This window comes from Mycolicibacillus trivialis (assembly GCF_002102395.1).
Lineage (GTDB): Bacteria > Actinomycetota > Actinomycetes > Mycobacteriales > Mycobacteriaceae > Mycobacterium > Mycobacterium triviale.
In genome coordinates, this window is the sequence record NZ_LQPZ01000013.1 from 116,979 (window position 1) to 129,203 (window position 12,225).

The 12,225-nt window shown below is 71.7% G+C and carries 11 protein-coding genes, 2 pseudogenes and 1 riboswitch; of the genes and pseudogenes, 7 read left to right on the forward strand and 6 right to left on the reverse strand.

Going from position 1 to position 12,225, the window contains the following annotated elements; translation table 11 throughout:
- The first annotated feature begins 165 nt into the window (after window positions 1-165).
- Window positions 166-334: riboswitch (M-box (ykoK) riboswitch) on the forward strand.
- Between the two features lie 230 nt (window positions 335-564).
- Window positions 565-744, forward strand: a complete 180-nt coding sequence (locus AWC30_RS04895; RefSeq protein WP_085109079.1) for an Rv1535 family protein — start codon at window positions 565-567, stop codon at window positions 742-744.
- Window positions 745-754: 10 nt separating this feature from the next.
- Here AWC30_RS04895 and AWC30_RS04900 read toward each other — a convergent pair whose 3' ends face one another.
- Window positions 755-1,030, reverse strand: a complete 276-nt coding sequence (locus AWC30_RS04900) for a hypothetical protein (RefSeq protein ID WP_085109080.1) — start codon at window positions 1,028-1,030, stop codon at window positions 755-757.
- 63 nt (window positions 1,031-1,093) lie between these two features.
- On the opposite strand from AWC30_RS04900, the gene AWC30_RS18280 reads away from it, so the two are divergent.
- A complete protein-coding gene (locus AWC30_RS18280; RefSeq protein WP_372507277.1) occupies window positions 1,094-1,327 on the forward strand; it encodes an Rv1535 domain-containing protein in 234 nt (77 codons plus the stop codon).
- Here the strand turns inward: AWC30_RS18280 and AWC30_RS04905 are convergent.
- From AWC30_RS04905 to AWC30_RS04925, 5 genes and pseudogenes are all read right to left on the reverse strand, one after another.
- Window positions 1,296-4,982 (reverse strand): annotated as a pseudogene (locus tag AWC30_RS04905) (HAD-IC family P-type ATPase); the annotation flags it as partial. The gene AWC30_RS18280 and the pseudogene AWC30_RS04905 sit on opposite strands and share 32 nt — an antisense overlap.
- Window positions 4,983-5,741: 759 nt before the next feature.
- Window positions 5,742-6,182, reverse strand: a pseudogene (locus tag AWC30_RS04910) (hypothetical protein); the annotation flags it as partial.
- Window positions 6,183-6,417: 235 nt separating this feature from the next.
- The gene (locus tag AWC30_RS04915) at window positions 6,418-7,218 is read right to left on the reverse strand and encodes an exodeoxyribonuclease III (protein ID WP_207568395.1); all 801 of its coding nucleotides are present in this window, start codon (window positions 7,216-7,218) and stop codon (window positions 6,418-6,420) included.
- 16 nt (window positions 7,219-7,234) lie between these two features.
- Complete coding sequence (locus AWC30_RS04920; RefSeq protein ID WP_085109083.1) at window positions 7,235-8,161, reverse strand: N-acetylglutamate synthase, CG3035 family; 927 nt, start codon at window positions 8,159-8,161, stop codon at window positions 7,235-7,237.
- A complete protein-coding gene (locus tag AWC30_RS04925; protein WP_085109084.1) occupies window positions 8,158-8,754 on the reverse strand; it encodes a peptide deformylase in 597 nt (198 codons plus the stop codon). The genes AWC30_RS04920 and AWC30_RS04925 overlap by 4 nt, the downstream gene beginning before the upstream one ends.
- A 135-nt stretch (window positions 8,755-8,889) precedes the next feature.
- On the opposite strand from AWC30_RS04925, the gene AWC30_RS04930 reads away from it, so the two are divergent.
- The 5 genes from AWC30_RS04930 to AWC30_RS04950 are packed head-to-tail and all read left to right on the forward strand — an operon-like array spanning window position 8,890 to window position 12,220.
- Entirely contained in the window at window positions 8,890-9,198 is a 309-nt protein-coding gene (locus AWC30_RS04930) for a nucleoid-associated protein NapA (protein ID WP_085109169.1), read from the forward strand.
- Window positions 9,199-9,258: 60 nt separating this feature from the next.
- Complete coding sequence (locus tag AWC30_RS04935; RefSeq protein WP_085109085.1) at window positions 9,259-9,732, forward strand: LytR C-terminal domain-containing protein; 474 nt, start codon at window positions 9,259-9,261, stop codon at window positions 9,730-9,732.
- A gap of 17 nt (window positions 9,733-9,749) precedes the next feature.
- A complete protein-coding gene (gene sodC / locus AWC30_RS04940; protein WP_085109086.1) occupies window positions 9,750-10,448 on the forward strand; it encodes a superoxide dismutase[Cu-Zn] in 699 nt (232 codons plus the stop codon).
- The gene (locus tag AWC30_RS04945) at window positions 10,426-11,580 is read left to right on the forward strand and encodes a glutamate--cysteine ligase (RefSeq protein ID WP_085109087.1); all 1,155 of its coding nucleotides are present in this window, start codon (window positions 10,426-10,428) and stop codon (window positions 11,578-11,580) included. Before sodC ends, AWC30_RS04945 begins: the two co-directional genes overlap by 23 nt.
- Window positions 11,581-11,596: 16 nt before the next feature.
- Complete coding sequence (locus AWC30_RS04950; protein ID WP_085109170.1) at window positions 11,597-12,220, forward strand: LON peptidase substrate-binding domain-containing protein; 624 nt, start codon at window positions 11,597-11,599, stop codon at window positions 12,218-12,220.
- Window positions 12,221-12,225: the final 5 nt, after the last annotated feature.

A 12,225-nucleotide genomic window follows, 5' to 3' on the forward strand; every position in this document is an offset into this window, starting at 1 on the left:
TCGGTGCCGGACGCACGCCTCACGCTATCCCAGTCCGAGCCCGCTGCCCAGGGGGCGGCGCGAACCGGCGCGGCGCGACCGTAGACACGCCGCTGACCTGCGAATCAACCCATAACCGGGGGGTGTGGTTGACCCGGTCGGCGCCCTGGTGCACCATAGGTGACGCAAGCACCTCGTTAAGCGAGGCGTCTGCACGGACATAGGCCACTGACCTCTAACGTCGAGAGACGGCCAAGGTCAGGACAGCTCCTCCCGGCTTAAGGGTTGAGCCCAAGTGGCTTCCGGTTCCCGGACACGCCGTGCAGTGCCAAAGCCCGAACGAGTGGGGTGCGGTTCTTCCGGTGTGAGCCGGATTCCGCCTCCTGATGTGCACTGCACGCTGCCGGCGCCACAGGGTGCCATGGCCGAGAGGAGGTGAGGGGCGAAATGAGCTCCGGTGATAGTCCATCGCGACCCAGGGCGATCGTTCCGTCCCCGCGCTCGGCCGCCGTGCCCCGGCACTGACCGCCAGAACGGAACGCCATCGCCACCTCGTCCTCACGTTTTCTCGGCCAGGAGGCAATCATGGCGACCATTGCATACAGCGACGTAACCACCCCGGCCCGCACCGCGGTGAACGGCTTTGCCGAGCTGCACCGCCGCGACGGCGACCCGCTGGTCGACGGTGCCACCCGGCTGCTCAGCGTGCCGCTGCGTCAGGTGTACGCGCTGGCGTGGCGGGCCGGCATCCTCACCGTGCGCTGAACCGGACGGCTCAGACGTCCTCCATCGCCTTGCCGAGTTCCTCCAGGATCCGGCTGCGCTGGTTGGCGGCCATCAGGTGGCCGGCGGCGATCACCAGCGCGACCGGCCATTCGATCAGCTCGAACGTGGCCAGCAGTGCCAACCCGCCGTAGTAGGCCAACTGCTCCGGCGGGGGCACTGCGACCTCGCCCACCACCGGGAGGTTCAGCGCGAACGACTCGCCTTCACGGATCTCCTGCACCGCGTCCCGGTGTGATGTCTCGCGGCGAGACTGCTTGTCCACCATCGTTTGCCTTTCAGTAACGGAGGGTTCGCCGGCGGGTCGGCTGCGGCGGTCATCGTCGGGCATATGGCGACGATCGACCTCCCGGCCGACCGTGCGGTTCTGGCGATTGCGGAGATTCTGACCGTTCCACTGCAACACGCGTATGCGCTGTTGTGGCGGGCGGGGGTGATGCGGGTAGATCGCCCAGCCCGATCAGCCGGGGCACCACTGCGGCAGCACCCACAGCCACCCCGGCCGTCCCGAGCGCCTGCGCCCACCCGATGGGACCCAGCGGAGTGCAGCCGAGAAACTGGCTGAGCCCGGGGATGCTGATCAGCGTGCCCATCACCGCGAGCGAACCGCCCGCGGTGAGCACCACCAGCGGTGCGCGCGAGTCCAGCAGAGTCTGGCCCAGCTGAGCGGAGACCAACGACACCAGCGCCACCGTCGAGGCGCGCTGCTGCGGGCCGGTGAGCGACGCCAGCGCCCAGGCAGAACTGGCGGCCACCGCGGTCGTCGCGCCGCGTACCCCCACCGCGCGCCACAGCCGACGTTCGTCGGGCCCGCGGGTCTGGTGCGACATCGGGTGGCGGGGTGTGCTGACCGCCAGTGCGGCGGCGGGCAGCGCGTCGGTGAGCATGTTCACCAGCAGCAACTGGCGGGTGTTCAGCGGCGAGGTCCCGGTGATCGCGGTGCCCAGCGTCGCGAACGCCACCTCCCCGGCGTTGCCGCCGAGCAGCACCGCCACCGCGGCCTGCACCCGCTGCCAGAGCTGACGGCCTTCCTCCACCGCCGCCACCAACGACTCGATCCGGCCGTCGACGAGCACCACGTCGGAGACGCTGTGGGCCGGGTCGCTGCCCCGGCCGACCACCCCGACCCCGACGGTCGCGGCACGGATCGCCGCGGCGTCATTGGAGCCGTCCCCGACCATCGCGCAGACCCGGCCGGTGCGCTCCAACGTCTGGACGATCTGCACCTTGTTCGCCGGGGTCATCCGGGCGAAGATCACGAGCCGGCCGACGGCGCGCTCCTGATCCTTGCGGGACAACGCATCCCACTGGGCGCCGCTGATCACCTGATCGGGTCGCACCGGCATGCCCAGGTCGCGGGCGATGGCGGCCGCCGTGATCGGGTGGTCGCCGGTGATGAGGCGGATCCCCAGGCCGTGCTCGCGCAGATCGGCCAGCAGCGCCGCCGACTCCGGGCGCGGGGTGTCGGAAAGCCCGAGGAACCCGGTCAACTCCAGCCCGTCGGCGCACAGCTCGACCAGGGTGTCCGGATCGTCGGCGGCGGCGCGCAGCTGTGCGTCGTCGAGTTCGCGACGGGCCACCGCGATCACCCGCAGCCCGTCGGCGGCCATCCCGTCGACGATGTCGGCCAACTCCCCGCTGCGGGCGCTGCACCCGGCCACCAGCACCTCCGGGGCGCCCTTGACCGTGAGTTCGCGGCCCGACACCGAGGCCGAGAACGACCGGCCCGGGCGGAACGGCAGGTGGGCCAGCGGTTCGGTGTGCGGCCGGCCGCCGTTGACCGCGACGGCCTTGTCGGTGATCGCGGTGTCGGTGGCGTGGACGTGGGCGCGACCGTTGAGGACCGGGGTGGCGGCTTCGGCGCAGCGCAGCACCTCGGCCTCGTCGCTGCCGTTGACCGGGTGCACCTGGGTGACCCGCAGCCGGTTCTCACTGAGCGTGCCGGTCTTGTCGAAGCAGACCACGTCGACCCGGCCCAACGCCTCCACCGAGCCGGGGATCCGCACCAGCGCGCCGAGGCGGGTCAACCGCCGGGCGGAGGCCTGCTGGGCCAGGGTGGCCACCAGCGGCATGCCCTCGGGGACCGCGGCCACCGTGACCGCGATGCCCGACGCCACCGCCTCCCGCAGTCCCTTGCCCCGCAGCATCCCGAGCAACCCGACCGCGGCGCCGCCGCCGATGCTGACCGGCCAGGCGCGGTTGGTCAACCGGCTCAGCTGGTGCTGCAGGCCGATGGTCTCGTTGCGGTCGCCGGCCAGTTCGGCGGCGCGCCGCACCTGGGTGTCGCCGCCGACGGCGGTCACCAGGGCGCGTGCGGTGCCGGTCATCACCGTCGTGCCGGCGAAGACCATGCAGAGTTGCTCGGCGAGGTCGGCGCCGGGGGTGGCGGCGACCTGCTTGTCCACCGGCATGGACTCGCCGGTGAGCGAGGACTCGTCGACCTCGACCTCGTCGGACTCGATGAGTCGGGCGTCGGCGGGCACCACCTCGTCGGGCCGCACCTCGATCACGTCACCGGGCCGCAGTTCCTCGGCGGCTACCTCGGTGTAGACCGCCCCGCCGTCCGGTCCGGTCGTGTACAGCCGAGCAGTCGGGATCTGCTGGGCCAGAAGCTGGTTCAACTTCGACTCGGCGCGCAACCGCTGGCCGGCGGCCAGGAACGCGTTACCGGTGAGCACCGAGCCCACCATGATCGCGTCCACCGGTGAACCCAGGATGGCGCTGGCCGCCGAGCCGAGGGCCAGCATCGGGGTGAGCGGATCGGAGAGTTCGGCACGCACCGCACCGGCGAACTGCCCCAGGGCGCGACGCGGGCGTGAACTCACCTCGACGAGGCGGCGACCCGCCGCCAACCCCGGCTCCAGACGGCCGGCCAGGGTCGGGGCGACGACGTCGGCGGACGCCGGCCGTTCGGGCGGCGGCAGCAGCTTGCGGACCTGTGCCACCGACATCGCGTGCCACTCGTGCACCGGCGGCGGTTGTGGGGTCGGCACGGCCGCCGTGCGGCGCGCCAGCAGGTAACCGGACAGGAACCCGACGGCAGCTCCGCTGGTGACCGGCCCGGGACCGGCGCCGCGCACGCCGGGAAGCATCAGAAGAGCTCCCAACGCGGTTGCACCGGTGGCGATCTCGGTGCCGCGGCGGCTCGCGGTCCGCGCCGCCGGGATGGCGTGGATGACCTGCCACGCACCGGCGAGGTCGACCACCAGCAGATCGGCGTACCAGGGCAGGGCGACGTCGGTGAGCACACCGAGGCCGATGTCGGCGGCCGACAGGGCACGGATCGCCTCGGTCGACAGCACCGCCACATGGCCACCGCGGCGCTGCCGGTCGACCACGACATCGGTCAACACGTCCGCCACCCGGCGGGCCCCTACGGGCTCGATCTCGTCGAAGGCGGGCGCCAGGTCGTCGAGGACGTCGATGTCGACCGAGACGACTTCCAAGCCCGCGGTGCGTGCCTCGGCGACCAGGGTGGCCGCCAGCGGATCGTGCGCGGGCCGGTACAGCGCCTCCAACGCGGTGTCGGGATCCAGCGAGTGCCAGCCCGCGGTCAGGTCGGGATCGTCGAGGCGGGCCTGGGCGCGATCCCAGGCAGCCGCCAGGTCCCGGTCGGGGACACCGCGCACGCCGACGACCTTGAGCCGGTCGGTGCACAGCACCCGCGGGTCGATGACCAGGGTGTCCACCCGGTCCAGCCGACGCAGCGCATCGGCCTGCAGGCCCAGGACGTCGTGCCGGTCGGCGAGCTCACGGGCCAGTGTCGCGGCGTAGGCCTCCCGGGTCACCCGGGCCGCTTTCGGTGCGGTCACCAGCACCGCGTTGCCTGCGGTGTCGGGGTTGCGGGTGGTGGCCGCGATCGCGACCGTCCCCAGCGCCTGCACCAGTGCGGCCAGGCCGCCGTGTCGCTCGACCGGGCCGGGCGGTTCGGGCACCGGGCGGGCCGGTCGGTGCGAGCGGCTGTCGTCGCCGTGGCGGGCCAGTGCCGGTTCGTGGCGGTGCCAGGCGCGCAGGCCGGCCCGGTGCTCGCCGATGGCGAGCGTTTCCATCGCCACATCGAGAAGCAGCGACGCCGGGGCGAGGGTGACGGTGTGCGCCGCGGCCATCGCGACGTTGAGCACGGCGTCAGAGGCCGCCCTGCCGATGCGGTCCTCGAGCATGCCGCGCAGTCGAGGTTGGTAGACGACCGCGGCCACCACCGCCTCCACCGTCGGCGGCATCGGGGTGAGTCGCAGCAGGCTGCCCGTCAGCGCGGCGCCGAACCCGACCGCGTTGGCACCGGCGGTGATCGCCTGGGCCGCGGCCACCAGTCCGTCCCCGGGCAGGCTGGTGGCCGGGACGTCGGCGTCGGCGGCGGTGCGGTACTGCTGCTCGAGTTCGGTGATCACCGCGCAGATCCGCCGCAGCGACGCGTCGGCGCCGAGCGTGACGATCAGCCGCGACAGCGGGTAGTTCAGCCTCGCCGCGGTGACCCCGGGGGTCTCACTGACCGCGGCCACCACCGCCGGGCCCAGTTCCCGGCCGCGGCTGCCGTGCAGGCCGCGGACCTCGATCCAGGCCCGCCCGTTGCCGTGCCAACTGCGGCGGCCGACGATCACGTCAGTCAGGCCGCGCGAGACGGTGTCCACCGCGTCGCGCGCGGGCCGGGTGGCCAGGTCGAAGCCGGTGGCGGTGGCGGTCGCTGCTGCGGCCACCGAGGCGCCGGCGATGCGGACCGAGGTCTGCAGGCCCCAGGAGGCCAGCCGGAACGGGAGGGAACTGGCCGATGAGCGACTGATGTCCAAAATCTATCGGGGGTCGTTCCGGTCCGGCGCCGCCGTCTTCGCCGGTGTGGTCTTCGCGGCGGACTTCTTCGCTGTCTTCTTCGCCGCAGTCTTTCCGGCTGTCGTCTTTTTGGCTGTTGTCTTTTTGGCTGTCGTCTTTTTGACGGCCGTCTTCTTCGGGGCACTCCTCGTGGCGGCCGACGGCGCCTTGCCGCCGCCCGTCGTGCGGCCCGCCGTCTTGGCAGGCGTCTTCTGGCCGCCGGTGGTCGGGGCGGAGGTGTTGCCTGCGCGCGGGGCGGCGTCCCCGCCCGGCACCGCGCGCAGCTGAGACGGTGCGGCCGCGGCGACCTGCGCGGCGCGCTGCTGCTTGATCTGGCGCAGTGCCAGAGCGCCGCCGCCGACGACCAGCAGCACCGGCCACTCCACCAGGCCGATCACCCCGAGGGCGCCGAGCGTCGCCGCGGCGACCGGGGTGGAATGACTGCCCCGGTCCACCCCGCTCTGCACGCCGGCGACCGTGCCCGTCACGGTGCCCTTGACCCCGCCGACGACACCGTTGATGACCGCGCCCCCCACCGCTCCGGCCGCCATCGTGGTCGCGTCCGCGGCCCGCCCCGCCGTCCGGGCCACCTTGCGCAGTGCGCCTTGGATGTCCATCACGCTCCCCTTTAGCTACAAGACCGTCCAGCCTAGTCGGGTTCGGGGCGGCGCGCGAGGGTCTCGCGCGCGAAGCCCGCAGGCCGTCGTCGCATGGCGGCATCGGCGACGAGTGAAGCCTCAGGGCGGAAAAACTCGAAAAATACCGCCGTACAACTTCATTCGCGTCAATCGTCGGCGATCGCCCACCTCGGGTGTGCGCGCGGGCGTCGGGCCGGGCCGGGCGGCGCGAGGGCTAGCGGCGCAACTCCACCAGGACCGGGGCATGGTCGCTGGGCGATTTGCCCTTGCGTTCCTCACGCACGATCTCGGCGTGGGCGACCCGCTCGGCCAAGGCCGGGGAGCCGAGGATGAAATCGATGCGCATGCCCTGCCGTTTCGGGAACCGCAACTGGGTGTAGTCCCAGTAGGTGTAGACGCCGGGACCGGGAGTAAACGGCCGCACCACATCGGTGAACCCGGCGTCGGCGAACGCGTGGAAGGCGCGGCGCTCGGGTTCGGAGACGTGGGTGGCGCCGTCGAAGAACTCCATGCTCCACACGTCGTCATCGAAGGGGGCAACGTTCCAGTCACCGACCAGTGCGATCGGCGCCGACGGTTCCTCGGCCGCCCAGCGCTCGGCGTTGGCGCGCAACGCGGCCAGCCAGTCCAGCTTGTAGACGTAGTGCGGATCGTCGAGGGTGCGCCCATTGGGCACATACAGGCTCCACACCCGCACCCCGCCGCAGGTCGCCGCCAGCGCACGCGCCTCGGTCACCGGCTCGGCGTCCCCCTTGGCCCAGGCCGGCTGGTCGGGGAAACCCACCTGCACGTCCGCCAAGCCCACCCGGGAGGCGATCGCCACCCCGTTCCACTGGTTGACGCCGGTGTGGACGACCTCGTAGCCGAGTTCGACGAACGGCAGTGTGGGGAACTGCGCGTCGGTGCACTTGGTCTCCTGCATGGCCAGCACGTCCACCTCGGCGCGGGCCAGCCAGTCGGTCACCCGGCCGACCCGGGTGCGAATCGAGTTCACGTTCCAGGTCGCCAACCGCAGCGTGTCGCCGGCCACCTCAGCGCCTCCGGGTGCCCGGGTCGACCCAGATCGCCTCGGTGCGCACGTAGCGGAAACGATGCTGCGGGGCGAAACCCAACCCGGCGAACAATCCGAGCGCGGCGTCATCGCCGTCGCGGACGTGGGCGTAGCCGTGGGTGGCGCCGTGCTCGACGGCCCAGGCCAACAGTGCCGCACAGACCGCCGACGCCTGGCCGCGGCGGCGTTGCCCGGCATCGACATGGACATCGGAAATCCCCACCCAGCGGGTGCCGTCCGGGGCGGCGGTGATCGCCGCCCGTGCAACCGCGCCGGCCGGGCCGACGGCGAAGCACAGTCGGCCGTCGAGCACCGCGGCGAGCTCCTCGACGGCGACGTCGCGGTCATAGCCGGCCAGCCAGTCCGGCCCGGGGGAGTCGGCCAGGGCCACGTCGGGGCGCGGCGGCAGCGTGCCGGGCAACTCGGCGACCAGGGTGCGGTTCTCGCGTTCGACGGTCGTGTCGTCGCGCATCGACACCAGCCGATCCGGGATCGCGAACAGCGGGGTGAGGCCGCGTTCGACGTAGAAGTCGACGATGGCGGGCACCGACGCGAACGACGCGCCCATCTCCAGCGGGATCGCCGAATTGGCCCGGAAGGTGTCGCCGGCGCCGGCGCGCAGCAGCCACCCGTCCATCCAGCGGTGCTCGATACCGGGAAACGCCAGTGCCGCCGCGTGTTCCACCGCGCGGATCTGGGAATTGCGCACCGGCACGTCGGTAAGGCGGCGCACGGTGAGCACGTCGCCGGGGGCGAACTCGACGACCTCCCCGGTCTTGGTGCGCACCCGCACCATCGGCGCCACCGCCAGCAGGTGGCCGACCGCGTCGCTCAGCGGTGGCTCGGAGCCGGCGGGCAGCCGGAACCGCACCGCGACCCGGGTGCCGACGCTGGGCAACTCGCTCATCGGTGCCCGAACGGGTCGGGGACCTCGCCGGGCAGCCAGGACAGGTCCGGGGCCCCCCAGCCGTTCTTTTTCACCGTGCGTTTGGCGGCCCGAGCATGCCGGCCGATCAGCCGGTCGAGGTACAGGAAGCCGTCGAGGTGGCCGGTCTCGTGCTGCAGCATCCGGGCGAACAGCCCGGTGCCCTCCAGGCTCACCGGCGAGCCGTCGGCGTCGAGGCCGCTCACCTTCGCCCACTCGGCGCGCCCGGTCGGGAAGGACTCCCCGGGCACCGACAGGCAACCCTCGTCGTCGTCCTCCGGGTCGGGCATGGTCTCGGGGATCGGCGAGGTCTCCAGCACCGGGTTGACCACCACGCCACGGCGCCGGGTCGGCCGGCCACGGTCCTCGGCGCAGTCGTAGACGAACACCCGCAAGTCGACGCCGATCTGGTTGGCGGCCAACCCCACCCCGTTGGCGGCGTCCATGGTGTCGAACATGTCGGTGATCAGGTCCGCCAGGTCGGGGGGCAGTGTCCCGTCCTCGCCGACCGGCACCGGGCGGGTCGGGGTGTGCAGGACGGGATCGCCCACGATGCGGATGGGTACGACGGCCATGAATCGCAAGCTTAAATCGCGACGGCGCGCGCGACTCGCGGGGTCGGGTTACCGGCCGGTCGGCGCGAACGTGATTGAATATGCGCCGAAACACAGTGTTGTCATTTCAGTGTGGGGAAGGGTCCGGTCAACCAGATGGACGGCGCCATGGCGCGGACTAATCGATCAGCAGACGACTCGGAAACCATCGACGGTTTGACCCGCCGCGAGCACGACATCCTGGCCTTCGAGCGGCAGTGGTGGAAATACGCCGGCTCCAAGGAAGAAGCGATCAAAGAGCTGTTCGGGCTTTCGGCCACCCGCTACTACCAGGTGCTCAACGCGTTGGTGGAGCGTCCCGACGCGCTGGCCGCGGACCCGATGCTGGTCAAACGACTACGGCGGATGCGGGCCACCCGACTCAAGGCGAAGGCGGCCCGGCGGCTCGGCTTTGAGCTGCCCTAACGGCCCGCGACGGCGGGCGGGATTGCGCCGCCGCTCCGGCGCCCCGATACAGTGGGCGCGATGAACGACCACGTCCCGGACTCCTCCGGACTGCCGCTGCGCGCCATGGTGATGGTGCTGCTGTTTCTCGGCGTGATCTTCCTGCTGCTGGGTTTCCAGTGGCTGACGTCGAGTGACTCCTCCGACGATGACGCGGTCTCGACCACCACCAGCAGCGTCACGACCACCACCACGACGTCGGAAGCGGCGCTGCCCGACGTCGATGTGCGGGTGTACAACATCTCCGACCAGGAAGGGCTGGCCGGCGCCACCGCCGACCAGTTGCGTGAGGCGCACTACAACGTCACCGACGTCACCAACCTGGTGCTCACCGACGTCTCGCAGACCACCGTCTACTTCACCGCGGACGACGCCGCGGAGAAGCGGGTCGCCGAGTCGATCGGCACGCTGCTCAACGCCCCGGCCGAGCCGCGCATCGACGACCCGGACGTCGCCGAGCAGCCACCGGGCGTCATCGTCGTGGTCGCCGGCTGACCCGCTAAGCTCTCCCCATGGTTAAGCCCAGTCGTCACACAGTTGCCCCGCTTGCCGCCGCTGCGTTGGCGGTACCCGCCGTGCTGCTCAGTGGCTGCAGCCCGCACCAGCCGGAGGCCGACGGTCCCGGGCCTGCGCCGTCGATCTGGACCGGGTCGGCCGCCCCGGAGACCCCCGACGAGCAGGCGGCGCAGTCCGACATCGTGACCACCGAGCTGCGCGGGCCGGACGGCGCCCAGATCGCGACCGCCCAGTTCGACTTCACCGAAGACTTCGTCAAGATCACCGTCCGCACCACCGGCGAGGGTCAGCTGACCCCGGGCTTCCACGGCCTGCACCTGCACGAGGTGGGCAAGTGTGAGCCCGACTCGGTTGCCCCCGCGGGTGGGGAGCCCGGCGACTTCCTTTCCGCCGGTGGGCATTTCCGCGCACCTGACCACCACGGCCACCCGGCCAGCGGCGACCTGACCTCGCTGCAGATCCGGCAGAACGGGGAAGGCCTGCTGGTGACCACCACCGACGCGTTCACCCGTGAGGACCTGGAGGCCGGCGCCGGCACGTCGATCATCATCCACGCCGGAGACGACAACTTCGCCAACATCCCCGCCGACCGGTACGTCCAGATCGACGGCACCCCGGGCCCGGATGAGACCACGCTGAAGACCGGCGACGCCGGGCAGCGGGCGGCCTGCGGTGTCATCAGTTCGGGGAGCTGACCCCACCGACGACCACACGCCCGCTCGGATCGGGTTCCTCGGCTCGCCGCGGCCCACGATCGGGGTGGAGTGGGAGTTCGCCCTGGTCGACGCGACCACCCGCGACCTGTCCAACGAGGCCGCCGAGGTGATCGCCGAGATCGGTGAGAACCCGCGCGTGCACAAGGAGTTGCTGCGCAACACCGTTGAGATCGTCACCGACATCTGCGAGGACACCCCGCAGGCGATGGCCGACCTGCGTGACACGCTGCGCACCGCGCGGCAGGTCGTGCGCGACCGGGGCATGGAACTGTTCAGTGCCGGGACGCACCCGTTCGCCCGCTGGTCCGCCCAGGAGCTCACCGACGCACCCCGGTACGCGGAGCTGATCAAACGCACCCAGTGGTGGGGCAGGCAGATGCTGATCTGGGGGGTGCACGTGCACGTCGGCATCCGTTCGGCGCCCAAGGCGATGCCGATCATCTCCGGGCTGCTCAACTACTACCCGCACCTGCTGGCGTTGTCGGCGTCGTCGCCGTGGTGGGGCGGGGACGACACCGGATACGCCAGCAACCGGTCGATGATGTTCCAGCAGTTGCCGACCGCCGGGCTGCCGTTCCAGTTCCAGACCTGGCGGCAGTTCGAACGGTTCGTCCACGACCAGAAGAAGACCGGAATCATCGACGACCTCAACGAGATCCGGTGGGACATCCGGCCGTCGCCACGGCTGGGCACGGTGGAGTTGCGAGTCTGCGACGGGGTGTCCAACCTGCGCGAGCTCGGCGCCCTGGTGGCGCTGACCCACTGCCTGGTGGTCGATCTGGACAACCGGCTGGAAGCCGGCGAGTCGCTGCCGGTGATGCCGCCTTGGCACGTGCAGGAGAACAAGTGGCGGGCCGCGCGCTACGGCCTGGACGCCGAGATCATCCTCGACTCCGACAGCAACGAGCGGCTGGTCACCGCGGACATCGAGGATCTGCTCACCCGGCTGGAACCGGTGGCGCAGACCCTCAACTGCGTCCACGAACTGGCCGCGGTGGAAGACATCTACCGCCACGGCGCGTCGTATCAGCGGCAGCGCCGGGTCGCCGAGGAACACGACGGCGATCTGCGGGTGGTGGTCGACACCCTCATCGACGAACTGGAACTGTAGACGCGTGCTGCTGCCGATGTTCCCGCTGGAGACGGCCCCGCTGCCCGGGGAGGAACTGCCGCTGCGGATCTTCGAGCCGCGCTACCGCGACCTGCTGACCGACTGCCTGGCTGCCGACCGGCGCTTCGGGGTGGTGCTGATCGCCGCAGGCCGGGAGGTGGGCGGCGGCGAGCGGCGCTGCGACGTCGGGGTGACGGTGCGCATCGCCCGGCACCGCAAGCTGGGATTCGGCCAGCACGCGGTGCTCGGGGAGGTGCGGCAACGCATCCGGGTGCTGGACTGGCTGCCCGACGCCCCCTATCCGCGGGCGCAGGTGCAGAGCTGGCCCGACGAGCCCGGCGAGCGGGTGTCCGACGCCGAGCTGACCGACGTGGCCGACCGGCTGCTCGCGGTGTACCGGCGCCTGGCAGCGGCGCGCGGGGTGCGCGCGCCGACCGCGTCGATCTTCGGTGAGCTGCCCGGCCCGCCCGGGGAGCGGCTGTACGCGCTGGCGGCCGGCGCCCCGATCGGACCGGCGGACCGCTACTCGGTGCTGGCGGCCGGGTCGCCGGCGGCGCGGCTGGCGGTGCTGCGCGACGTGATCGACGGCCTGGCCGACCGGGTGGAATTCGAGCTGAACCGAGCCCGCGGACAGGAGTAGGCCCG